The following is a 25,389-nucleotide window of genomic DNA, read 5'->3' on the forward strand; positions in this document are numbered from 1 at the left end:
ACAAGGACCAAGACAAGGACCAAGACAAGGACCAAGACAAGGACCAAGACAAGGACCAAGACAAGGACCAAGACAAGGACCAAGACAAGGACCAAGACAAGGACCAAGACAAGGATAACGCCGAAACCAAGGAAAGCAAGAGGGACGAAAATGAAATGAAAAATGCCCGGCTTCCCTCCTCTCCGGAAAAAGACAGGCTGCCAGAAACGTCCGGAATGGAAAAACCGCAGCCCCAGCCGGAAGATAACAAGCCCGTTCCGGCAGCCGCACAAAAGGAAAGCAGGGAGGAAAAGGAACGCAGGGAAGCAAGAGCCATCCTGATGGAACGCAGGGACATTGAACCCGGCTGCCCCGTTCCCCAGCGTTCTCCGGAAATTCCTCCGGATAAGGATTACTAACCCATTCCGCCCGCTTCCGCGAAGCCACCCCTTTAAACATATCCCGCAAAACAAGATGAAAAAACTGCTCGCCATTCTTTCGCTTTTCTTCTGCATGACTGTCACGCTTATGGCTCAGCAGGTGGTTACCACCTGGCTGTCCGACGCCGTTGTGCCGGGAGAACAAACCCGTCTCTTCATCATCCTGACAGACGGCAGCATCGCCCGCCAGGACCCGCTTCCCCGGGTAAAGGGCGCCAGCCTGCGCTGGGTCAGCCAGGGCAACTACATCCGCTGGCCGGGGTCTCCAAACCAATCCGCCTTCCTGATGGCCATTGAAGTAACGCCGGACGAAGTGGGCACCGTGGAAATCCCTTCCCTGACCCTGCAGGCCAACAATGGCCGCACCTATACCACGCTTCCCCAGACGCTGACTGTCTACCCGTACAGCGCCATCAAATGGAATACGCTGAACCTGAACGGTACAGCAGTCCCGTACGGCATGCTGTGGCATGTGGACAACCAGAAACCCTATGTCCATCAGCCGGACCGCTGCGAACTGAAAATTTACGCCCCGGAATACATTCTGGAATACACGGCGCCCGCCATTACCACCTCCAACCTGGCTACCTGGCGCTTTGAACCCACGCTGGTGGAACTGCTCCGCGGACAGCCTCGCGGTTCTGTACTTTACAAAGGCGTCAACTGGAATGTCATGACCTTCCAGAGCACCCTGTTCCCGCTGCGCGCCGGGGAAGTAACGGCATCCGGCACTGTCACGGCACGCGCCGCCCTGCCGGAGGCGGACCCTCTCATCGCCAACTTCATCCGTTCGGAAGTACTGGTGGAAATGGCCATTCCGGAAGTGAAAATCACAGCCCAGGAACTCCCTCCGGGAGCTCCCTCTTCCTTCACCAATGCCGTAGGGAATTTCCGCATCTCCTCCACCACGGATGCGCGGGATCTCAGCGCCAATGAACCCATTACTGTTAAAATCAAGGTAACAGGAACAGGAAATATCCACAGTATCGCCTGCCCGGCCCTCACAGACGCCTCCAACTGGAAACTCTATCCTCCCAACAAGCTGGACCCGGGCCAGAATACGCGCTCCATCCAGGGAACCGTGGAATTTCAGCAAATGATGCGCCCGGTTGCCCAAACGGATGCCATCCCTCCCTTTGAACTCACTTTTTTTGACCCCAGCACGCAACAGTACAAAACCGTAACCACAGCCCCCATTCCCCTGGAATGGAAGGCCTCAGCCATTACTGGAACGGCGGCCGGAGGCGCCGCTCCCGCCACGCCTCCCCCGGCAGGCACCATTCCGGTAGCTGAAATGACGGATATTTACGGACTCATGCCCGCCATCGTCATGAACGCCCTTACCGCTCCGGCTCACTGGGGGTGGTATTTCCTGGCCTACATCCCCGCCGTCATCCTGCTGGGAATGGCTCTTATCCGCTACATCCGGAAAATACGGAAGGAAAGCTTCACGGCCAGGGAACGCATGAGAGCCTTCCGCAGGCTCGCTTCCACTCCGCGCCAGGCAAGCTCCACGGAATTCCTGCGTGCCGCCGGCAACTTTATTGAATCCTATATTCCACCTTCCAAGCAGAATGAAAAAATGAAAGATATCCTTCAACTCCGGGACGACAGGGCATTCAAGCCTTCGGAATCTTCGGAAGAACTGCCGCACGCGGAACGCCAGCATATGCTCCAGGCTATTAAAAAAGCCATTGCCAAGCTTCCCGTTCTCATGATGGCCGCCATACTGGCCCTGTCTCTGGCCGGAACAGCCGGAAACGCGTCGGAAACGGACAACCTGGGCGTAAAAGCCTATGAACAGGGAGAGTACGCCAAAGCCATTGACTATTTCAGCAAGGAAAGCGGCAATATGAACCTTTCCAAGGCAGAACGCGCCTACGCCTGTTTCGGCATCGGTAATTCCTATTACCGCATGAACAAACCCGGTCTGGCCGCTCTCAATTACCGCCGTGCTCTGGAACTCTCCCCATACTTCACGGAAGCTGAATACAATCTGCAATTCATCGAACGCAAGGAGGGTGCCATCCTGCCCGCCAACACCACGGAAAACCAGTGGCTCACTTACATCCGCCATGAAACGCTCGGCCCCATCTCCATCCTGTCCGGAGCCGTCATGCTCACCTTCCTGGCCCTGCTGACCGTTACCCGCAGACACGGGGCGCTGCTGACCATCCTGGCCACCCTGAGCGGGCTGGTCACCGTGGCGGCTGTCATGAACTACATCATGTACCCAGAAACCCCGGAATCCATTCCGGCGGACCGGTTGCTGGTCGTTACCCAAAAAACGCCCGGCAGACACGCTGCGGACATGAACAGCCCGGCGCTCATCACTCTTCCGGAATCCACCCCGCTCATCCTGCGCGCGGAACGCGGCTCCTGGTACTACGCCAGCACCTTCCAGAATACGCCTGTCTGGATACCCAGGACGGACGCGCAGCCGCTGTAACGCTTTTGATTTTCCCGCCCCTTTTCTGGAGCCGCCTCTCCGGGAATGCCGTATTCCCCAGAAAGGGCGGCTTTCTCACAGCCGCATTCAGCCTTCTTTCCTGCTGAAGAAGCTGGAACGGGAAAAAAGCACATTCTCTTTTCAAACAAAAAGATCCGGCCCCCTTCCGGATATCGTCAGCGGATTCCCCGGCCTTACGAACGGCAAAGCCAATGCCTCCCTCATATCGTACCCACAAGCATCATCAAGGCATGCGTGTATGGAAATTATCCGCAGACGCCCTTTCATCCCGGTACAGATGAAGGGCTTGAAACAATTGTAATGCGGCAGGAAAATCCGCGCGTCCCGTTTCACTCCGACTGCCGGACGGCGTCACGGTTTACCAGGAATCCAGATGCACCTTGCTGACCGGGGGCGGAAAAGCCCCATCCAGCAAATCCACATCTTCCGCAGTCAGCCTGATGGACAAGCTCCGGTAATTTTCCTGCACATGCGTGACGGAACCAGCTTTGGGGATCGCAATCATTCCAGGGCAGCGCAAAATCCAGGCCAGAGCAATCTGCACCGGGGTGGCCTCATGCTTCTGCGCAATCTCCATCAGCACCGGATTGCGGGAAAGCCGCCCTTCATCCGCAGGCGAATAGGCCATCACGGGAAGGTGGCGTTCCCGGCACCACGGCAACAAATCGTACTCCACGCCGCGATGGGCCAGATTATAAAGAATCTGGTTGGCGGCGCAGGAGGCTCCCCCCGGGACGGCATAAAACCGCTCCATTTCCGGAACGTCCATATTGCTCACGCCCCAGGCCTTTATCTTACCCTCCTGCTGCAGCTCAACCATGGAGGCAACCGTATCTTCAATGGGATGGGGACCGCCCCAGTGAAGCAGAAACAAATCCACATAGTCCGTCTTCAGCCTGTTCAGGCTCCGTTCGCAGGCCGCTTTGGTTCCTGTCCTGCTGGCGTTGCCGGGCAGCACCTTGGTAACCAGGAAAACACGGTTGCGCAATCCGCGGATTGCCGCTCCCACCATTTCCTCGTTGCCATACATCTCCGCCGTATCCACTACGCTCATGCCCAGCTCAATGCCGGCGCGCAAAGCATCTATCTCATCGGCTTCCCTCAACGCTGATTTTCCCATTTTCCAGGTTCCCTGCCCCAGGGCGCAAACCTTCCGATGGTCCGGAAAAATTACTGAATGTTCCATCATCAATATTCTTTCTACCTGCTCGCATCATTCCATGCCGTATAAACCTTTGACAGCAGATAAGAAAAAAAGCTCAAAAATCAGGACGTTTTTTCCGAACAGCCTCGCCCGTCATCTTCCTTTTCTGCTGGCAGGCCGTCAATAACTCTCATTAAAATTTCATTCAATATGCTTTTCGTGAACGTGTAAAACAACCATTTCCCGCCGGGCATACCCGCATCAAAAAACGCACCAGCCTCCCTGTCATACTGATTCCGGAACAATGTGTCTTCTTCCGGAAAAATCACTTCCGGAATTCGCCCTCCAGCCTCCCTTTCTCCGCTGCTATCTGGGAAATAAAAAGCCGTCCCGCTGTAAACGGGACGGCTCTGAAGATATTTTCCGGCCTCAAACCGCTGAAAAACATTAACGCACGCGGGCAATCAGCCAATGCAGCAGGTCGTTAATTGCAACACGTTCCTGTTTCATGGAGTCGCGGTGGCGAATGGTCACCGTCCCCTTGAGAGAAGCATCGTTTTCCCCGAGAGTTTCAAAGTCCACGGTTATGCAGAAAGGAGTACCCACTTCATCCTGGCGGCGGTAACGGCGGCCGACGGCTCCCGTTTCATCATAAAAGACGGACATCCACGGCTGAAGCGTCTTTTCAATTTCCCGGGCAATACGCACCTGTTCCCCGTTTTTCTTAAGCAGAGGGAAGATGGCCGCCTTGATCGGGGCCATGCGGGGCACGAAGCGGAGTACCGTGCGGACGTCTTTTTTACCTTTGTCGTCCACCAGCTCCTCTTCATCGTAAGCTTCGCAGATAATGGCCAGAATGGTGCGGTCACAACCGGCAGAAGGCTCCACCACATGGGGAATGAATTTCTCCCGCGTCTCTTCGTCAAAGTATTCCAGAGGACGGCCGGAACCTTTCTGATGGCAGCTCAGGTCATAATCCGTCCGGTAGGCGATGCCCTCCAGTTCCTGGATGCCGAAGGGGAATTCATACTCCAGGTCATAGGTTTTCTTGGAGTAGAAAGCGCGTTCGCCGTCCGGCACGTCCAAAATGTGAATGTGTTCGCGCGGAACCCCCACTTCGTCATAGAAGCAAAGACGGTGTTCCAGCCATTCATCCACCAGACGCAGCCCGTCTTCCGGCCGGCAGAAATATTCGATTTCCATTTGTTCGAATTCGCGGGAACGGAAAGTGAAGTTCCGCGGGTTGATTTCGTTGCGGAAAGATTTGCCGATCTGGGCGATTCCGAAAGGCAGTTTGACGCGGGAACTGTCCAGAATGTTTTTATACTGGCAGAAAATGGACTGGGCCGTTTCCGGGCGCAGCCAGCCCGTAGCGTTGGGATCGTTTTCATCAGAGGTAGCTCCAATGGTCGTCTTGAACATGAGGTTGAACTCACGGGCTTCCGTCAGCAGGGAACCGTTGGCAGGGTTGTACATGGTGGAATCCGTTACGGTTTCCATGCACTCGCCTTTCAACTCCATATCCTTGTAAGAGGCATCCTTGCCGGCCAGCTGGGCATAATATTGAGCCGCAGTCTTACGGGCCTTGTCCGCCTGTTTTTCAGATTCCACCAGAACGGAGTACTTCTTTTCAATATTCCAGGAACCGTCTTTTTTGGCAGCCCCGGTATAGAAAAACCCCATGCCGCTCTGGGCCGGAACCTGGTCCGCACGCAGGCGCTCCTTGGTCAACAGGCAATCGCACATCGGGTCGGAAAATCCGCCCACATGGCCGGAAGCCACCAGTACGGAGTTATGCGTCAGGATGGAACCGTCCATGCCGACCACATCCTCGCGTTCCTGCACATTTTTACGCCACCAGTATTCCTTCAGATTGCGCTTGAGTTCCACCCCCATGGGACCATAGTCCCAGCAACCGTTCAGACCGCCGTAAATTTCAGCTGACTGGAAGATGAATCCCCTCCTTTTACAGAGGCTCACGATTTTTTCCATTCGGGCGGGGTCTGTGTTGGTTCTGTCTGCCATGATGAGTTATATAATTGGGTTGGCTATGCGGGTTGTATTGATGCCCGCAATCAGCGTTCAGTGAAAGCAAAAAGCGTGTCTTCTCAAGAATTCCAGAGGAGGGGAACCCCCTTGAGCAGCTGGGAGCCATAACCCGCTTCCACCAGCGTGCGGAATGCCGCCATCGCCTCCGGAGTCACAGGCTGTTCCGTGGAAAATCCCTGTTTAGGATATTCCAGTATCCTTTGAAAGTCCCCCACCATGGCGGAGACAACCAGCTCCTGCGGCAGTTCCCCGGTCAGGTATTCCCTGAACGTGAAGGGAGGGGAGCTGACCGCCACCCGCGCTTCCGGCCACTGGGCCTGGAGCGTAGCCAGCGTGCGCCGTTCCATATAGGGCTTTTGCAGGGCGATGAGGCTGGATGGTTCCGGAATGCCGGCTTTTTCCAGGACAGCGCGGGAAAAGCGGACATTTTCTCCCGTGTTGGTGGATTTGTTTTCAATAAGGATGCAATCCCCCGGCACGCCCTTCTTCATGGCCGCCTCTGCGAAAAGTTCCGCTTCCGGTACGGCCCATTCCCCCGTAAAACGCCCCATCCCGCCGGAAAAGAGCAACAGGGGAGCCAGCTTCCGGGCATAAAGTTCCGCCGCATATTCCGCCACCCTTATGTCATTGCTGCCAAGAATGAAAATGAGTTCCGCCGGATGCAGCACCTGCTTCACGTGATGGTAGTCCCACAAAATTTCTATGGCTTCCTCTGGAGTCATCGGCTTTTATGTACTCAAGAAATTTCTCTCTGTAAACGCCGGATTCACCATAATCCGTATTTGCCCCATGCCAGAGCGGCCCAGCCCAGCAGCGCATTCGCCGCCGCATGCATCACGATCACGGCGCACAGATTTTTCCGCCAGACGACAAGCAGATACGCCAGGGAACCGTAAACGAACGCGCCGCAGTAGTCCACGGGCTGGTGCACCGCCATGAAACAGAGGGTAGTCACCCAGTATGCCTTCCAGCTATGAGCGCCGAATGGCACCTTCCAGGGATGGTCCGGATTCACCATCAAACGCATCAGATAGCCGCGCCAGAAAAGTTCCTCCACCAGAGCCACCACAACCACGGCACGGAAGAAACGCAGCACCAGGGCCGCCAGCCAGCTCCAGGAATCCGTAAGGAAGACGATGCCCGGATCAAACCCCTCCGGACGCGCGTCAATTCCCAGCAGATACCGGTACCAGGGCCAGGAGGGATGGCCAAACCAGGCGTCCGCGCCTCCGGGCAGGCGGTCCGCTATCATGGTCGGGGCCAGCCAGCACAGGATACCCAGCACGCCGAACAGAATTCCCCAGGCGGCGGGCTTCCACCGCCAATCCCAATCAATGGCTTTTCTCCACCGGAAAACCAGGGCAAAACAAACGATCGCCTGAACGGGGTACAGCCATTGTTCCGGCGCCCTTCTCCACCAGGGCGCGGCCGGGTGGTCCCATTCCAGAAACGGGGCGCCAAACTGCCATACCAGGGTAAAGCCCATGAATACTGCAAACGGCGCCACATACGCCTTTGTTTTCAGCGCCTCCGTCACGGAGTTCATGAATACTGCCGGGTCAGGAAAGAGTTTTCACAAAATGCTCCATGCGGTTGCAGGCCTCCTTGATCTGGTCAAAGGCGGTCGCATAACAACAGCGCAGGAAGCCTTCTCCGCTCGCGCCGAAGGCGGTCCCCGGCACGGCGGCCACCTGCTTCTCCATCAGCAGCCGGGTGGCAAACTCCTTGCTGGTCAAGCCAAATTTGGAAATGTCCGGGAAGACATAGAACGCACCGCCGGGCAGGTGGCAGTCCATGCCGATTTCATTAAGGCGCTTCACCAGGTAATCCCGGCGCTGGCGGTAGCTTTCCCGCATTTTCAACATGGCGGATGTCCCGTTTTCCAACGCTTCAATGGCCGCCTCCTGGGAAGTAATGGGGGCGCAGAGCATGGAATACTGATGAATTTTCATCATGGCGGAAATGAGCGGCTCCGGACCGCAGGCATAACCCAGGCGGAACCCCGTCATGGCGAATGCCTTGGAGAAGCCGTGCAGCAGAAGCGTGCGTTCCTTCATCCCCGGCAGAGAAGCTATGGAAACATGCGGCTTGCCGTCATAACGCAGTTCGCTGTAAATTTCATCCGTCAGCACCATGAGATCGTGCTTGATGCAGATGCGGGCAATTTCCTGAAGGGTTTCCACCGGGGCCACCGCTCCGGTAGGATTAGTCGGGAAGTTGAGCATCAGCACTTTGGTCCGCGGGGTAATGGCCGCTTCCAGCACCTCCGGGTTAAGGGCGAAAAGATCCCTCTTGCTCGTAGGAACGGCGGTAGCTACGCCGTAGGCCATATTGACGCTGGGGGCATAGGAAACATAACAGGGTTCGTGGTAAAGAACCTCATCCCCCGGATTCAGAATGGCACGGAGAGCGAGATCTATGGCCTCGCTTACGCCTACGGTCACCAGCACTTCACGCAGGGGATCGTAGTTGACGTAGAAAAATCCGTCCACGTATTTGACGATGGAACGGCGCAGGGATTCCAACCCGTAATTGGATGTATAGGAGGTATGACCCTTTTCCAGGGAGTAAATGGCCGCTTCCCGTATGTTCCACGGCGTCACGAAGTCCGGCTCCCCTACGCCCAGGGAAATAATATCCGTCCGCCCCGTAACCAGGTCAAAGAATTCCCGGATGCCGGAACGGGGTATGGAGCTTACCTGCTCCGCTATTTTATTCTGCCAGTTCATAATGATTCCTTTCGTAACGGCAGAGGATTACGGAGCGACGGCCAGGCGTTCGGTCTGTACGGGATCTTCGAACACACAACCGTTTTTCTTGTAGGTTTTCAGATGAAAGTGTGTGGAAGTGGACAACACCCCTTCCTGCGTAGAAAGTTTTTCCGCCACAAACCGGGCAATCTCCCGCATGCTTTTTCCTTCCACCAGCACCAGCAGGTCAAAACCTCCGCTTGCCAGATAACAGGAGGACACTTCGTCAAACCGTGAGATGCGCATGGCCAGGCGATCAAAACCGCCGTCGCGTTCAGGCGTCATTTTCACTTCAATGAAAGCAGCCACCTTGCTGTCATGCTCATATTCCTCATTCACTACAGCCTGGTATCCGAGGATGACGCCTTCCTGCTCCCACTGCTCCCGCTGGGCCCGCACGGCTTCTTCAGTCATGTCAAGACGTTCGGCCAATTCGCCATCGCTCAAGCGGGCTTGAGTCGCCAGTAACTGTAGAAGTGATGCAGAGGACATAAAATTTCAGGCATAAAAGACGCTTTTACGACGAACCTGTCAAGAATCATGTTACGCAAGACTGACATCTTTTCTTTCCAAGATGATAAAATATGTTCGTTTTCTTCCAAAATCGACCTTCTTCACATAAACATAACAATTTGTCATCCAATAATAAACACATCACCACAAACAACCTCCGGAATTATTTTCAGAGAATAGTTGCTCTAATCCGCTTTTTGTGCCATAGTAAAGTGCATAGACCTGTGGCGTCCCCTGACCGGGTACGCTTGTTTCCAATTTTTATATGACAGTTTGATATTATGAGCATGGCACTTAACCCGGACAGGGCTACTCTGAACTTTCTCAATGCCTTTCCGGAAGAAATCCGGCTGCGGGGAGAGAAACTCCAGAAAGATGGCGCAGTCACGCAAATTTTCGGCAATCATTTATATATTCAGGGCCGCGTGGAAGACGCATACGGCGTGCACCGCGTAAATCTGCGCCTTCAGGGCAACAGGTGGTTCGGAGCATGCTCCACGGAAGACGAGGACCTCGCCGGAGCGGCCATGTATGCCGCCATGCTGGAGCGCATGTACCGCGGCCAGGACCTTCCGGAGTCCCCGAACGAACTGAATGATGTTCCCCTTCTGGATATTCTGGAAGAGAAACTGGGCCGCGAACTGGACGACAAGGAAGCGGACTACGTCAGCAAACTGGAGAAGCGCTACCGCCGTTTCGCCATTGAACAGGAGATTCACGACCATGATATGGTGCGCCTGAATCCCCGATGGGAAATCGTCAGCTATGACCCGCTGGAATTGTGGCCCGTGCCTCCCACGAACATCCTCGAATTCTGGAATTACATTGCTTACGCCTTCAACAAGAAACGCCTGCCCTATCCGGAATTCATGGAATCCATTACGGATCTGGAAAAGGTACAGCGCAAGATTCATGAATGGGAGCGCTCCCGTGAAGTCGGCACCTGGTATGACCGCATCCAATCCGTGAATGAACGCCCCCCGCAGCCGCCCCGCGGAGAACTGTTCATGAGGCTTGTTTCCACTATTAACGAGGGGCATTTCGAATACCGTCATTCCCTGAAGCAGGACTGGATTCCCGTCCGGGAAAAACAGGATCTGGAACATCTGGAAAATCTGCATGAACGGGCCGCCGTACGCATGGACGCCCAGACGGAAATCCTGCTCGTCTCCCTGTCCGACTACGCCCGTGCGGAAGACGCCCTGACGCTGGACCTGGACCAGGAAGCCGCATGCGCCCTGATGAACAAACTTTTCCACCAGCCCGCCCTGAAAGGCTACCTGGTGAACCTTGATGAAAACTATTTCAAAGTGGTGGACGAACCGCTCAAATGGATTTGCCAGGACGATCCCATTGAACCGGACTGCTACGCTCTTCAGCTCGCTACTTCCACCGGCATCAACGTCTCCCACTCCGTCCGGCAGCTTCCGGGCCAGCAGGAACTGTACCAGTCTGACGAAACCGTTTTCCCCGGACCTCCCCGCTGGCTGGAAAGCACGGAAGTGGAACCCCGCTACTCCATTCCCAAGCAGGTCATCGACAGCCTTGAAGGGGTGGAATTCCTCCGCAAAATAGGCGCTTCCCTGCCCCCCAGCATGGAAGACCGCGTGGTGGACATTGACCTGCGCGGCACCTTTGACATGAAAATCGTCCGCGGCCTCACCTCTGCGGAAACGGAACACGTGCTCTGCGAAGTAAGCGCCCGGGACGCTTCCGGCTACCGCACGGAAAAACTCGGCAAGGACGGCTGGGACGTATCCCATCAGGAGCCCATGAAGAACAAAGTTCTGCTGCGCTTCATCCGGGAGCACCTTTATCCCATTCCCGGCCTGCTGGAAGAAATGGGCTTTTCCTACGACCCCCAGGTGGGCGCGTTCAAGGCCCGCGTCACCCGCCAGTTCCCCGAAAAATTCGCGGAATGGGCCAAGCAGCTTCCGGAAGAGCTGACCGTCAATATGGATGACAAGCTCAAGACGCTGCTGGCGGATCCGGTGGCCGCCGCCGTGCGGTTTGAAGTAGTCAACCAGGAAATTGACTGGTTTGACCTGCGCATCGTCATTGATGTGGAAGGCGTCCAGCTCTCCAAGGAACAAATCCGCGCCCTGGTCGCCGCCAGAGGCGGTTACGTCCGCATGGACGACGGAGGATGGATGCGCCTGGAAATTAAGCTGGACAACGACCAGCGCGACGCCGTTACCCGCCTGGGCCTGGATCCCTTCGATCTTTCCGGAGAAACCCACCGCATGCACGCCATGCAGCTGGCGGACCCGAAAGCCGCGGAAGTGTTCGACCCGAAGGCATGGAAACGCATCAAGGACCGTACCGCGGAAATCCAGATCGACGTCAAGCCGGATGTTCCCTCCCAGCTCCAGGCCACCCTGCGCCCGTATCAGGTGGAAGGGTTCCATTTCCTGGCTTACCTTGCCACGAACGGGTTCGGCGGCATTCTGGCGGACGACATGGGCCTGGGTAAAACAATCCAGTCCATCACTTATGTCCTCTGGCTGCGTGAAGAATTCGCCCGCAAAAACAAATCCAAGAAAAAAGCCGTCATCCCTCCGGTTCTTATTGTTTGCCCCAAATCCGTGCTGGACGTCTGGGCGGGAGAAACGGAAAAATTTGCGCCAGGCGTGCGCGTCCTCGTCATCCGCAGCAAGGACCAGGCCAATCTGGAAGACATCAAGAAGAACTACGACATGGTCGTGGTCAACTACGCCCAGCTCCGCGTCTGCGGGGAAACCCTAAACCAAATCAAATGGCTCACGGTCATTCTGGATGAAGGCCAGCAAATCAAAAACCCGGATTCCAAGGCAGCCAAGGCGGCGCGGGAAATCGTTTCCTACAACCGTCTCGTTCTTTCCGGCACACCCATTGAAAACCGCCTGCTGGACATGTGGTCTCTCATGGCTTTCTCCATGCCCGGCGTCCTCGGTTCCCGCTCCTACTTCAAGAAGCGCTTTGACAAGCGCAAGGACCCGCAAAGCCAGAACCGCCTGGCCGCGCGCCTGAAACCCTTCCTGCTGCGCCGCACCAAATCCCAGGTGGCAAAAGACCTGCCTCCCAGGACGGAAGAAGAAGTGTACGCCAAAATGGAAGGCATCCAGAGCCAGTTGTACAAGGCGGAACTCCGCCGCATTCAGCAGGCCCTGCTCGGCCTGGATTCGGACGAATCCGTCAAAAAGAACAGTTTCGCCATTTTGCAGGGCCTGATGCGCCTGCGTCAGATCTGCTGCCACCCCGGCCTGGTGGACCCCAAATACGCCAAGGAAGACAGCGCCAAAATGACGGCCCTCTTCTATCTGCTGGACCAGCTCCGGGAAGAAGGGCACAAAGTGCTCGTCTTCTCCCAGTTCGTTTCCATGCTGGAAATCATCAAGAACAGGCTGGAAGCGGAAAACAGGCCGCTTAACTACCTCACCGGCCAGACCAAGGACCGCCGTGGAGAAATTGAAAAATTCCAGACGACCAAGGACCCTTCCGTCTTCCTGCTTTCCCTGAAAGCCGGCGGCGCCGGCCTCAACCTTACTTCCGCCTCCTATGTCGTTCTGTATGACCCGTGGTGGAACCCGGCCGTAGAAAGCCAGGCCATCGACCGTACGCACCGCATCGGCCAGAAAAACAAGGTGATTGCCTACCGCCTCCTGACGAAGGATTCCGTGGAAGAAAAAATCCGCATTCTCCAGCATCAGAAGAACCAGCTCGTCGCCAACGTGCTGGGAGATGAAGGCTTTACCTCCAGCCTGGGCATTGACGACCTGAACTTCATCCTCAACCACGGGGATGATGAAGAAGGTTAACCCGGAAGCATCTTGATGGATTTAACTCGGATTGATTCATTACATACAGCTCCATTCGGCAAGAAAGTTGTCTACACTTCATCGTCTAGATAAGGTTTTAGTCACATGAGAATGCTTTTGGGTACTTATAATATCTCGGCATGAAAACGGCAAGATCACCCGTTTCTGTAAAAATAGAGAAATAACAAGGTTCTGGGAAAACATTCCTCAACAAGGTCATCGTGAGCAAAATGAGTGAAGGATAAAATTTACTCTATTCCTTTATCTACACAACGTTCTCTTCATGCTATTCATCTTTCAAACTTAATCAGAAGTGAATGATTAATAAACCCGTTCGCTGATGACAAATTCACAATGATAGCTGCAAAACAGCGCAAAGAGAACACATCTTTGTTGCCAAATGATTAAACAGTTATTACCTCAAATTGTTGTATAATCTTTGTAATACTGTTTTTTACATTAAACAAATCAATAAATTGAACTCGAACAATTACATCATCATCTGATCTAAATTCGATATCATCTTCCAGAGGTCTCTTCTCTATTTCAGGATAAAGCAGCATAACGCATTCTGCTCCATATTTCTTCTGGTAGGCAAACATCTGGTACATATCAGCCTGAGCAATACCGTAATTCACTTTTCCAGCATCAAGAATCTTCCACTTGGTATCCAACACAAAAGAAACTCCGTCAGATTTACGTCTAACCACAATATCCGGTTTCATCAGAAATTTCTTACTAGGCTCATTGAATAGATGATAAGTTCTGTCCTGAACTGAAACTGTAAAGTCACTTCTGGAAAGTTTCTTTTTCAGTATAGCTGCGACATAATTTTCAAAAAGTGTTTCCATTGGGAATAGCAGCGCAAGTGCTATTTCCGATCCTGCAAAAGAAGTAAAACTCTTGCCCATCAGGAATACCCGACACCACATCAATGCAGTATTGTAATCCTTCATGTTTCGATCACTTATATACTTAGCAAAATCGCCTTTGTAGTCAGCAGAAGCCTCCACATTTGAAAATACACCCAGCAAACTTTTTATATCACTTCTATTTTTTGAAGATGTAGTCCTTTTGCAGAGATAAATCAATGTTGCTTTCAACAATTTATTTTCCGGACGGTTGGCTGTAAATGCGTCATATTCAACATAGTTGCGCTCTTTATGGAAACGGTTCAACTTGACCTGCTTTGAAAACAGTATCTTTCCCTTAAAAAATGTAGTGTTCTCTGCGATTGCTTCATAACTGCATTTGAGACCACGCTTGACAATGAAGAACACCTCGTTCACAAACATTCTAATAAATATTTCAAAAATATCCATTTTTTCAATATTCACAAAAGAATTTTTTAAAGATTTAAATGGTATTTCCCGTAGCGTTTTCAGCATATCGATCAACACCCGTTTGGTTCTGGTACCAAAATTGTCGTCCACACTTGCCGAGTAAATTTTGGGCAAGATTTCAATGGTTATCCCATCATTCAGTGTAATAATGCCGACATAATTTTTTGCCGTGATCACCTTTCCAATACCCTTTTTTGCAGAAAGTCCCATCAACTCCAGTGCATCGGTATCCTTGCTGCTATTAGTCAGAATAAAATCCTCAAGTTGATGGAAAATGGACTCAGGCAAAGTCTTATATCCAGCAATTTCTTTATCAGAAATAAACGAATCATATTCTTTGATTTGATAAAAAGAGTTCACTCTATACCTCGTTTTCCTTTACATTTAAAATGGAACGATAGGATTCAATGTCATCAAATGCAGCATAGTTGATCTCATAGCTGCACCCATCATCCAAATCGACATCTTCTTGACCAAACAAGTCATTCGAATTAACAGTATTAACAGCAATAAACTTGTTGCCAAGTATCAGCCGGATTTTTTCATAGTCCTCATAGAAATATTCTTGCAGGAGAGGAATAATGTTATTTGTAAAAATTTCAGCCAGTTTTTTAATCGTCGGATTTTTTTTCAGCGGCATAAAATATGCATGACCAATAGTATGCTCCCTGTCATACAAAACAGCAATCCGTTTATTCATGTGAGTAAGCAAATTACTGACAGACAGACCTTTTACACTTACATCTGCCAAGACATCAGGATTCGGTAACATTTCCTTGAAGAAGAATCGGCGGCGCAAAGCTGTATCAATGATTGAAATGGAACGATCCGCCGTATTCATGGTACCTATAATATATACATTTTTCGGTACACCAAAAGACTTTTGAGAATAGGGCAGCACAGCCTTCATACCTTCCGAATTTCCCCAGCGTTTTATCGGTTCAACCAAGGTAATTAGTTCACCGAAAATCTTTGAAATGTTACCACGATTGATTTCATCAATGATGAAAACATAATTGTTGTCATGACTATCGGTTACAGGTGAAAGTGGAACAGAATAATATTTCTCAATAATCTGATATACATCATTAACCGTCACATTTGACAGACGATAAACTGAAGCCAATGTCATGGGAGTTCCGCCATTAATGGAAAGTATATTCTCCTGAATATCTTTCACAATCCAGTTCACTTTTCGCAACCGTTTCAGGTTATCGTATTCATCATGCCATTCATATTCACCCATGACAACGCCGATGGCATCAATCGTAGTAGAGCTGTAACACGAAAACACAATATCACCGATCTGCATACGGTTCATAAAGGCATTCAGAACTACTCTACCACCATCATCAAAATCGGTTTCATCTGTAATGTCCTTCCCATAATCGTCCCATCCAATACGAATGTGGCCATTTTTCAAGCACTCCGAACGGACAGGGTTATTCCCGGTTCCCCATAAGGATACTTTCCAGATATTCGGGGATTCTCTAAAACAGAAGTTTTTCGTTTTTAATGTACTCGGATGCTGTGCTTTCTCGCAGAATTTTTTAAATATCCCAGGCTGCACACTATACTGAATATCGCCTGTTTCCCCATCAATACCATCTTCTGAAGTAAGAATAGGTTTAATACCCTCGATAAATTCCTCATATCCATAAGATTGATGGAAAGTCGTGAATTCAATTCTTCCCTCTGCCTTATATCTACTGTAGCGCTCCAACACATCAGAGTAATTTTCCTTCTCTATCTCAATCCATTTCTTATTTTCAATGATTGCAACGGAGTAAATAACCGTGTGATAAGTTTTGCCTGTTCCAGGAGGACCGTAAAAGATAGTGTTCAAACCAACATCGGTTACGTTTTTTTCCTCCAGAGAAACCTCTGTAATATCCATGTTCATAAGTGCCTCTTTCAATTCATCACGCAATTTCCAAGAATAACGTTTGTTTCCGTTTTCGGTGACATAACGACCAACAAAAGGAATCACCCATACTTGATTTCGTTCAGTTCTATCATCTTCTCGATCAACACAATCGGGACAGTTGTACTTCTTTTTCACCTTTTCGCCGAAACTGGTTACCAGCCTGTTATAGTATCCATAAGTATTTCCGTATACTTCAGCTAAATGAGCGCAGGTACTTTCTCCGCCCAGTTCCAGCATTTTTCGAAACATATCCATATTTTTGGGAGAGGTGACAGTATCATCATCTAAGACTGAGGCCCACATATCCGCGGTAATTCCGGGATTGTATTCGTCCAAAGCAGGCCAGTAACTCAATGCAGCAGTTTCCTGACTATTGTTCTTAAAATCAGATTCGGACATATACATCCCTCCAAAAAAAACAATATCCATTGTGAGCAAGTGGTACGCTTCATCCTGATAGCAGCTATCATCCAAACGATTTTTGCTCATTTGGATAAGTTCCGAATCCTTTTGAACTTCATCTAAAATCAGTTGACACATCTGAGTATAAATTTCTACTTTCCAGACGGAAGATTGCTGTTTTGTTTTTTCCACTGCATATCCAACACGTTTTCGGAAAATAGAGAATATTTTCATCTTAAAAATAAAATACTTTTCAGGGTATTCAAACGACAAATATACTGAAATAGCATGAAGATCTTGATAATGTTTTTTACCCAACGGCTTAGCATAGCCTTCAAACCCTTCACGAAAAGCTGCATAACGCTCTGCAAGTGGAATATTTTCATTGTAAAGCATTCGAAAGAGTTTCCGAACAGCTTCGGGGTTCGCTTCCGCAAATTCCACCATCATATCATAAGGCCAATACATATTCGCTGAAAGCAGATTGCCTGCTTTCTCAAAGGCAGATGCCAGCATCATTGAAAAATCAACTGCATCTATGTCCCATTGTTGTTTATACCAGCCAATAGCTTTCCATTTGTAGCGTTCACGACTATCTATCGTTAAAAAATCAGACTTATATTTATCGATAATAAAATGAATTATATCACAGTCTAAGCTGGAAGAACAATTTTGAACAGAGGGAACAATCCGGGTAATTTCTGTCCTGAATGCAATATACCGTTTCAAATGGGATGCCCAGTCACTTCTCTTCTTCCGCTCTTTTGGCTCCAAATCTGTCCTCTTTTTATCATGTTTTATTCGATCAAGAAGTGTAGAACATTCATCTTTGCTAAATTCAGCATCGACATTAACCTTGTAGATTTCTTCAATTTTGCTTAACCCACTGACGTAACTAGCGCCACTTTTTTCACCCACATATACCATGAAATTTTTACGTTCGAACATCTTTATTTCTCTATTTGGATTAGCATTGTATTTTACAGGTTTTTCAATATATCTTCTGCTCTTAATTATTTTTGTCAACAGATTTATTTGCATCTTCCGATATCTGACCAATCCATCTCATGCTCCTCACTTTACAGATTCGTTCTTCCTCGCACAAGATTTGACTACTCTCTGTATCGCCAAAATACAATTCATCATAAGTGTTGTTTTGGTGTGTTTAACATAGAATTTTCATGAAAATAAAATAAATAACAAATTCAAACAATTTCGAAATTTTACTCATTTTTGACATTTTAGCCTATCTAAACTGCGATATCTCTCATACTCACCCGCCATACTCCTGCTAATAATTCCATAGGGTGGAATCATAAAGCAAAATCACTGAAGTAATGTTTTCAATCTCCAAAAATGTCCTGATGTCAAGATACATTGCAGTAATTAATAGTTTGCGATAAGAATCGTAATAAAAGAAAGGGACGTATTTTACTATATAAATCAATTCTTCTTTTTACTTTTTTATGATATATGGCTTATTAAATCTGCCAAAACAACTGATATCCAGCTTCAAATATCATATAATGCTATTCTCTTGTTATTCGATCCTGTATGATAAATGAAATAATTGTAATTTTTCAAATTACTTGCTTATGAGACCCCGTAGGATTTGAGAAGCTCTTTATTTCACCATTTAAGGCTGACGGGATCCGTATGATAGAGGATTCCCGCCTCGTCCCGGACAAGAAGGGTCAGCTGGATGCGCGCCGGCAGCCGCAGCATCTGAAGGCCGTTGAACGCAAAAATCTGCCCTTGGCACAACAGGGGGCGTGAACCGAACAGTTCATCCCCTTCAATTATCTGCGTTCCGTCTCCATGTGAACGGACGGTCCACTTTTTGCCGATGATACGCACGGCGCCGTCCCCCGTATTGAAAATGCTTACGTTGTAAGGCACGGGAACGCGGCCATCATCCCGGACCATCCGTTTCAGTTTTTCATCCCGCAGGTACAGGCCGCGCGGAGTAAGACGCACTTCCAGACTGGTTAAAAGGGGAAGAACCATATGCGGCATGCCTCCGGAGAGGAATTATGATTCCACAGGGGCCAGAGCCGCCTTGATCAACTCCAGCGTCGTTTTGCGGATGGCTTCCACGCCCTCCTTGGCGGGCCTGGCGTCCGGAGCCAGCGTCATCTGCTCCTGCAAGATCGTCAGAAGGTTCATGATTTTGGCAATGTCGCGGCGTTCTTTCATTTCCGGCTCTACCCCGTCCAGAATATAGTGAAAATATTCCGGGACATCCGGCTGGAAGATGACCTTCGCCTTGTCCTCCGCAAATTTGTTATCCAGAGCCGCGGTAGCGGCATCCAGGGCGCGTATCCACCCCCCCAGGCCGATCAGGTTCGCCATATCGGAATCCCGCAGGGAGGCAAGCTCCTGTTCCACATCGGATTGAATAAGGGCCAGGTTGTTTTTGAAACTGCTCAAATCCCCGTCTTCCGCATTTTTCAGCAGGCTGGCGGCGTGGCGGTTCACCCTTTCTCCGGCTCCAATGGCCTTTGCATAGCTGGAAAGATCCAGGGCAATGGGTTTCACCTCGTTCATCTTGCCGCACTGCACGATTACGAAGCCGTCCGCCATCATGCCGCCCAACTGGAGAGCCAGGGAACAGCGGTCCATGGGAGGCCGCTCCGGGCGTGCGCGCAGGGCCACCTTTTCCGGTATTTCAGGAAGCCCCTCCAAATCTTCAAAAATCTTGCGGATGGACGGCGCGGTAAATTCGTTGATGCCCAGCTCCTCATTCATGTGGGAGTCGTCCAGCAGGCGTTCCGGAATGGCCGGCTGGTCCTGCTTGCCGGACGGCGGCGTTTGCACATCCAGTACTGCCGCCTCCTTCTCCGGGGCATCTTCTTGTGGAGCGGAAAACGCCATTCCCCCCGTGACGGATACAGCTGCGGCCAGCAGATACAATCTCTTCATAACAACACTCAAAAAGGTTAAGCAAAACGGAATATGTCTTGACTCTCGCCCTATGGTGTCCTATACGGGCGTCACGTCAAGGAAATCCCCCTTCCCTGACGCAAAAAGATACCAACCCCCTTTGTAACCCCTGCATGTCTTTAAATTACAATTTTATCTGGCTTTTGTGCTATCTTCTGGTCCTCGTCGGCCTGGCAGGATATGGCTTCCACCGCCTGAGCATCGTTTACCTGTACTGGAAGAACCGTAATAACAAGCCCCAGCCCAAAGCACGCTTCCAGGAACTGCCCGTCGTGACGGTCCAGCTCCCCATGTTCAATGAGAAGTTCGTCGTGGACCGCCTTCTGGAATCCGTAGCCGCTCTGGATTATCCGCAGGATAAGCTGGAAATCCAGATTCTGGACGATTCTACAGACGACACCACGGAACAATGCTACCGCAAGGTGGAGGAATTAAAGTCCCGCGGCTTTGACGCCGTCTGCATCCACCGCACGGACCGCACTGGCTTCAAGGCAGGCGCGCTGGAAGCGGCTACCAAAGTAGCGAAGGGGGAATTCCTGCTGATTCTGGATGCTGACTTCGTTCCGGAACCGGATCTCCTGCAAAAAACCATCCATTTCTTCACGGATGAAAACGTGGGCCTCGTTCAAACCCGCTGGGGCCACATCAACCGTGAATACAATCTCCTCACCCGCATCCAGGGGATGTACCTGGATGGCCATTTTGCCATGGAACAGACGGCTCGCAACCGTTCCGGCCGCTTCTTCACTTTCAACGGCACTGCCGGCATATGGCGCAAATGCGTGATTGGCGACGCGGGCGGCTGGTCCCATGACACCCTGACGGAAGACATGGACCTTTCCTACCGTGTCCAGCTCAAGGGCTGGCGCTTCATCTACCTGAACGACGTCGTTACCCCGGCGGAACTTCCCGTGGACATGGACGGGTTCAAGTCCCAGCAGCACCGGTGGACCAAGGGTTCCATTCAGGTCTGCCAGAAAATCCTGCTGGACATCTGGCGCTCCAATGCCCCCCTTAAAGCCAAGGTAGAAGCCACCACCCACCTCACCTGTAATTATTCCTATCTGCTCCTGGCATTGCTCTGCTTCCTGGTGTACCCCATCTGCACGCAGCGCATTCCGGAAAATGAAACGGTCTTCATGTGGTTTGTGAATGTGGCCCTGTTTTTCATGACCAGCGTGGCCGTCTGCATCTTTTACATGAGTGCCCAAATCGTGGTGCGTCCCAAATCCTGGTGGAAGGAACTGCCGTACCTCCCCCTCCTTCTCACACTGAGCGTGGGCATGGCGGTCAACAACGCCAAGGCTGTTCTGGAAGCCATCTTCGGCCATCAGTCCGCCTTCGTCCGCACGCCCAAATACGGCGTGGACCGGAAGGAAGACCGCCGGCACGTCTCCCAGCTCAAACGCAACGGGTACCGGGCTATTAAATCCGTCGTCATTCCTGTTCTGGAAATCGCCTGCGGAACTTTCTTCCTGAACCTGATCATCATCATGATCCGCCAGGGCCATTACCTTTCCCCCATCCTGATGATTCCTTTCCTGGGTTTCTATTACACAGGATTCTGTTCCCTGGGCCGCATGATTTCCAACCTGTTGCCCGCCAAGCAAACTGCCAAAGCCAAGAACTGACGCCTTTCCCATGCCTGCGCCTCTCTCGCAAGCAGCACGCCTGATTCAACTCGCCGGCGCAGCTTTCGCTGTGTTCGGAGTCCTGGCATCCTGTTCCCGTCCGGATTATGAGCCCACCGCCATCGTGAAAGACGGCGCGGTCGTCAGCGTCAGGGACCAGAAAATGGCCGTCATGCGCAATGGCCGGGTGGTGAAAACCTACCCTGTCAGCACTTCCAAATTCGGCCTGGGAGACAGAAAGGGAAGCTGCCGCACTCCGCTGGGCGCCCATCGCATCGCTTCCAAAATCGGCAGCGGACAGCCCAAGGGCATGGTGTTTAAAAGCCGCAAGCCCACCGGGGAATGCGTCGCGCCCAATTCTCCGGGCCGGGACCCCATCGTCACGCGCATCATGTGGCTGGAAGGTCTGGAACCCCGTAACCGGAACGCTCACTCGCGCCTGATTTATATCCACGGTACGGCGGAGGAACGCACCATCGGCACCCCCGCCTCCTACGGCTGCGTCCGGATGAAGAGCAATGACGTATATGAGGCCTTCAACCTGCTCCGTACCGGAGACCCGGTCGTAATCGAACGCTGTTCCATTGACGCCTCCCTGAAAGCCCTGGCCCAGGCGGAAAAAATGCAGGATTCTTCCCTGCTGGTCATGGCTTCCGCTCCAGACCGCATGGAGAACGCCAATACGGCCTCCGTCATTTCCCACCGCCGCAGGGCTTCCCGCCCCCCCGCCGTTGCCCTTTCCCGCAAGCAAACGGCCTCAACCGGGAAGAAATCCGTTCCCGCCAGGAGGGCGGTCGCCCGCAGGACGTCCGGAAATTCCAGAACCGCCGTCCGTTCCTCCGGAGGGACCCGCTATACACTCGGGTAAAAGCTCCTCTTCCCTCCTGTTTTTCCGGTGTTCCGTTTTCGCCGCCTCCTGACATGGCCGTTTGAACGCATGGTTGCCTGCATCCGTCACATTTGGTAACGTAGATTTATGGCCATGATGGAACACGAAGATATCAGCAATGAAAACCTGGCGGGGCACCTTCTGGTCGCCGCCCCCTACCTGGATGGCGCCGGATTCCATCATTCCGTCATCTTCCTGAGCCGGGCGGAGAAGGAATTTGTCATCGGCCATATTTTGAATCATCCGTCCGGCATGAATGTGGGGGACGTAGCCCGCCATACGGAAATACCGGAATCCCTTTACGCCGTGCCCATCTTCAAGGGAGGGCCCGTAGAACGCAACCAGCTCATCTTCGCCGCTTTCATCCGCACGGAGGATAAATTGCGCGTCCAGTTTCATCTGCAAGAGGAACAGGCCCTGGAATACCTGGAAGATCCCCGCGCCATCCTGCGCGCCTACGTAGGCCATAGCGGGTGGACGCCGCCCCAGCTGCGCCGGGAACTGAATGACCGTGCCTGGTATGTTTCCCCCATGGTGCCGGACATCTGCCTGGAAACGGATTCTTCCAAGGTCTGGGCCATGGCCATGCGGCGGCTCTCTCCCCTGCACCATATCATGAGCCACGCGTCCGCACAGCCATCCCTGAACTGAACCATCCATCATGAGCATCCAACAAAATCTGGAACATATTCTCTCCCGCATACGCGCAGCGGAACTCCGCGCCGGACGTCCGGCGGGTTCCGTCCGCCTCGTCGCCGTCAGCAAAACTTTTCCCGCAGAGGATGTGAAAGCGTGCCATGATGCGGGCCAGCGCATTTTCGGTGAAAACAAGGTCCAGGAGGGACTGGCAAAAATCCCTTCCCTTCCTCCGGATACGGAATGGCATCTCATTGGCCCCCTCCAGCGCAACAAGGTGCGCAAGGCCCTGGAATATTTCACGCTGATCCATGCCGTGGACTCCCTGCGCCTGGCCCGGTTCATGGATACCGTGGCTCAGGAAACGGGAAAACGGCCCCGCATTTTGCTGGAAGTGAACGTAGGCAATGAAGACAGCAAGTTCGGATTCTTCCCGGAAACCCTGGAAAAGGAATGGCCGGAGCTGTCCTCCCTGAACCATCTTGAAATCGCCGGCCTTATGTGCATTCCCCCCCCGGTGGAAAATCCGGAGGAGGCGCGGCCCTATTTCCGCCGTCTCCGGGAGCTGAAGGGAGTCCTGTCCGGCAGCGGGGGAGCCACGCTGACGGAACTGTCCATGGGCATGAGCCACGACTTTGAAACGGCAATAGAGGAAGGAGCCACGCTCGTCCGCGTAGGGACGGCCATTTTCGGCGGCCGCTCGTACGCTCCCGCTTCGTGATTTTAGTTGGACAGAAGGAAAAGCGGCGTGTAGGTTTGTTCCGGAAAACCGGAACAGCCCGGACGGAGACCTGATTTCATCACCCCATGCTGACAGGAGGAAAAAACGTGATTCCGCATGCGGTGCGGGACGTAGCGGATGCCGCCGCGGCGTTTTCCGCCCGGATTGGTCCCGACCGTCATTTCGATTCCCAGGAAAAGGTGGAGGAAGCCCTGGCCGAATGCTGCTCTCCGCAGAATGTCACCGTCATCGGCATGACAGGGTCCGGCAAATCCTCTACGCTGGACGCCCTGGCCGGGGAACGGTTCTGTTCCCGCGTGTCCAGTGAAGCCACACTGGTCCGCTGGCAGTACAGGCCTCATCCCGCCCCACACACCCATGAATGGGTTCTGGACCTTTTTTACCCGTCGGACGCCCTGCTCAACCTGGAGTTCTGGGATACCATCGGCCTGGAACAGGAGGATGCCCCCAGAAAGCTGAAGCACATCGTTCCCAAATCGGATGCCATCCTTGTGGTTATTTCCGCCAGTGACGGCAACCATTCCGTCCTGTGGGACTATCTCCAGACGCTGGAGGAACGTCTCCATTCCCGCATGGTTCTCGTCATCACCCATGCGGAGCTGCTCTCTTTTGAGAGGCTTCAATCCTTGAAAGAGGAGCTTCGCTCCACCTCCCGGGAACGCCTGGGCGTGCAGCTGCCCCTGTACCCTGTCACGACCGCCGGAGAGCATGCAGGAGAAGGAGTGGAAGCCCTGACGGCGTGCGTTCAGGAAGTGCTGAAACGCAGCCCGCTGACGGACAAGCGCGTGGAACGCCTTCTGCTGGCTACGGACAGCCTTCTGGAAGAACAGGGGAAGGTGCTTGATGAACTGAGCCGCCTTTCCAAGATGGATTCCGGCTTCCTGACGTCCATTGACCGGGAAATCGACCGCATCCAGCTCCAGATGGAGGATGAAATGCCGGCACGCCTCAAGGCATACGCGCAATACGTGCAGGACTGCGTGCCGCGTCTGGGGAAAAAGTCGGCACGCCAGATGGGGCGTTTCCTATCCATCCGGCGCACGATGATCCTGCACAAGCTTCCTCCCGTCATTGACGAATGGTTTTATGAGCTGGTCAAATCCGGCATTGAGGAACGGCACGCGTATTACAACAAGGAATTCCTGAACATCTGCCAGACGCACTGGAACCATGTGCGCCCACGCGTGAAGGAACAGTGGGACTGCGACATAGGGGACTTTCCGGCCGCAAAGCTCCAGACGGATCTGGAAGTGTACAAAGAGAGGCTGGGGCGTTCCATTTACATGCCCCTGAAGGACTTCGGCATCAAGCCGTGCCTCAGCAAGCTGTTTCTGGACCAGGAGGATGTGATGAGGACGGAAATCAAGCTGATGCTCCTTCTGGTGATTCTGGGAGCCCTGCTGGGCTGTTTCGGAGAGCACGCAGCAGGGTTCGCCTGCGTAGGCGCGGCCCTGGCCGTCTGGGTGGGCGGCAACCTGGGGCTGGCCTGGATGCAGTTCCGCCTGTCCCGCCAGATCGTGGCCGCAGCGGCGGAAATGCACATTGCCGTGGAATGCGGGTTGCGCACCCCCCTGTATGAAGCCATGATCAGCGGACTTTCCGACTACCGAAAACTGTATGCGGACATCCGCGGCCAGGTAGCCGGAGGGGTGGAATACCTCCAGCCCCTGCTCAACGCCCGCTACGACCTGTTTTATAAACTGACCGTGCAGAAACACCGGTTCCGTATCTAGC

Annotated in this window: 17 protein-coding genes and 1 pseudogene; 8 read left to right on the plus strand and 10 right to left on the minus strand. The window is 52.5% G+C overall.

Annotation, left to right across the window (positions count from 1 at the left end; genetic code table 11):
* Together WW58_RS03815 and WW58_RS03820 are read left to right on the plus strand one after the other, a co-directional pair.
* Positions 1 to 398, plus strand: a pseudogene (locus tag WW58_RS03815) (hypothetical protein); the annotation flags it as partial.
* A gap of 55 nt (positions 399 to 453) precedes the next feature.
* Complete coding sequence (locus WW58_RS03820) at positions 454 to 2,868, plus strand: tetratricopeptide repeat protein (protein WP_022196935.1); 2,415 nt, start codon at positions 454 to 456, stop codon at positions 2,866 to 2,868.
* Positions 2,869 to 3,247: 379 nt separating this feature from the next.
* Here the strand turns inward: WW58_RS03820 and WW58_RS03830 are convergent, their stop codons facing one another.
* From WW58_RS03830 to WW58_RS03860, 6 genes are all read right to left on the minus strand, one after another.
* Positions 3,248 to 4,078: an aldo/keto reductase gene (locus tag WW58_RS03830; protein ID WP_215489832.1), complete on the minus strand. Its 831-nt coding sequence runs from the start codon at positions 4,076 to 4,078 to the stop codon at positions 3,248 to 3,250.
* A 402-nt stretch (positions 4,079 to 4,480) separates the two neighbouring features.
* On the minus strand, positions 4,481 to 6,058 hold the full coding sequence (locus WW58_RS03840; protein ID WP_102733413.1) for a glycine--tRNA ligase: 1,578 nt from the start codon (positions 6,056 to 6,058) through the stop codon (positions 4,481 to 4,483).
* Positions 6,059 to 6,141: 83 nt separating this feature from the next.
* Positions 6,142 to 6,804, minus strand: a complete 663-nt coding sequence (locus WW58_RS03845; protein ID WP_046435554.1) for a YdcF family protein — start codon at positions 6,802 to 6,804, stop codon at positions 6,142 to 6,144.
* Positions 6,805 to 6,848: 44 nt separating this feature from the next.
* A complete protein-coding gene (locus WW58_RS03850; RefSeq protein WP_046435556.1) occupies positions 6,849 to 7,628 on the minus strand; it encodes a CPBP family glutamic-type intramembrane protease in 780 nt (259 codons plus the stop codon).
* Between the two features lie 13 nt (positions 7,629 to 7,641).
* Positions 7,642 to 8,811 (minus strand): aminotransferase class I/II-fold pyridoxal phosphate-dependent enzyme, encoded by a 1,170-nt coding sequence (locus tag WW58_RS03855; RefSeq protein ID WP_215833449.1) that lies wholly within the window; start codon positions 8,809 to 8,811, stop codon positions 7,642 to 7,644.
* A gap of 27 nt (positions 8,812 to 8,838) precedes the next feature.
* Entirely contained in the window at positions 8,839 to 9,324 is a 486-nt protein-coding gene (locus WW58_RS03860) for an Lrp/AsnC family transcriptional regulator (protein ID WP_046435560.1), read from the minus strand.
* A 302-nt stretch (positions 9,325 to 9,626) separates the two neighbouring features.
* On the opposite strand from WW58_RS03860, the gene WW58_RS03865 reads away from it, so the two are divergent.
* Positions 9,627 to 13,142, plus strand: coding sequence for a DEAD/DEAH box helicase (locus tag WW58_RS03865; RefSeq protein ID WP_022198006.1), 3,516 nt, complete (start codon positions 9,627 to 9,629; stop codon positions 13,140 to 13,142).
* 404 nt (positions 13,143 to 13,546) lie between these two features.
* On the opposite strand, the gene WW58_RS03870 is transcribed toward WW58_RS03865, so the two are convergent.
* The 4 genes from WW58_RS03870 to WW58_RS03885 all read right to left on the minus strand — a co-directional run bounded on the left by WW58_RS03870 (position 13,547) and on the right by WW58_RS03885 (position 19,736).
* On the minus strand, positions 13,547 to 14,845 hold the full coding sequence (locus WW58_RS03870) for an McrC family protein (protein ID WP_046435562.1): 1,299 nt from the start codon (positions 14,843 to 14,845) through the stop codon (positions 13,547 to 13,549).
* 1 nt (position 14,846) lies between these two features.
* Positions 14,847 to 17,855 carry an AAA family ATPase gene (locus WW58_RS03875; RefSeq protein ID WP_202976311.1) on the minus strand — a complete coding sequence of 1,003 codons (3,009 nt, stop codon included), beginning with the start codon at positions 17,853 to 17,855 and terminating at the stop codon, positions 14,847 to 14,849.
* 588 nt (positions 17,856 to 18,443) lie between these two features.
* Positions 18,444 to 18,821 (minus strand): ApaG domain-containing protein, encoded by a 378-nt coding sequence (locus WW58_RS03880; protein ID WP_161994053.1) that lies wholly within the window; start codon positions 18,819 to 18,821, stop codon positions 18,444 to 18,446.
* Positions 18,822 to 18,845: 24 nt separating this feature from the next.
* Positions 18,846 to 19,736 carry a hypothetical protein gene (locus WW58_RS03885; protein ID WP_128157630.1) on the minus strand — a complete coding sequence of 297 codons (891 nt, stop codon included), beginning with the start codon at positions 19,734 to 19,736 and terminating at the stop codon, positions 18,846 to 18,848.
* Between the two features lie 134 nt (positions 19,737 to 19,870).
* Between WW58_RS03885 and WW58_RS03890 the strand changes: the two genes are divergently transcribed.
* The 5 genes from WW58_RS03890 to WW58_RS03910 all read left to right on the plus strand — a co-directional run bounded on the left by WW58_RS03890 (position 19,871) and on the right by WW58_RS03910 (position 25,388).
* On the plus strand, positions 19,871 to 21,388 hold the full coding sequence (locus tag WW58_RS03890) for a cellulose synthase family protein (protein WP_046435568.1): 1,518 nt from the start codon (positions 19,871 to 19,873) through the stop codon (positions 21,386 to 21,388).
* A 10-nt stretch (positions 21,389 to 21,398) separates the two neighbouring features.
* A complete protein-coding gene (locus WW58_RS12915; protein ID WP_102758601.1) occupies positions 21,399 to 22,256 on the plus strand; it encodes a L,D-transpeptidase in 858 nt (285 codons plus the stop codon).
* Positions 22,257 to 22,370: 114 nt separating this feature from the next.
* A complete protein-coding gene (locus WW58_RS03900) occupies positions 22,371 to 22,928 on the plus strand; it encodes a YqgE/AlgH family protein (RefSeq protein ID WP_157738278.1) in 558 nt (185 codons plus the stop codon).
* A gap of 10 nt (positions 22,929 to 22,938) precedes the next feature.
* On the plus strand, positions 22,939 to 23,634 hold the full coding sequence (locus WW58_RS03905; protein ID WP_046435571.1) for a YggS family pyridoxal phosphate-dependent enzyme: 696 nt from the start codon (positions 22,939 to 22,941) through the stop codon (positions 23,632 to 23,634).
* A gap of 86 nt (positions 23,635 to 23,720) precedes the next feature.
* A complete protein-coding gene (locus tag WW58_RS03910) occupies positions 23,721 to 25,388 on the plus strand; it encodes a GTPase family protein (protein ID WP_102734576.1) in 1,668 nt (555 codons plus the stop codon).
* Position 25,389 lies beyond the last annotated feature (1 nt).

The sequence above is a fragment of the Akkermansia sp. UNK.MGS-1 genome, assembly GCF_000980515.1.
Taxonomy (GTDB): Bacteria; Verrucomicrobiota; Verrucomicrobiia; order Verrucomicrobiales; family Akkermansiaceae; genus Akkermansia; species Akkermansia muciniphila.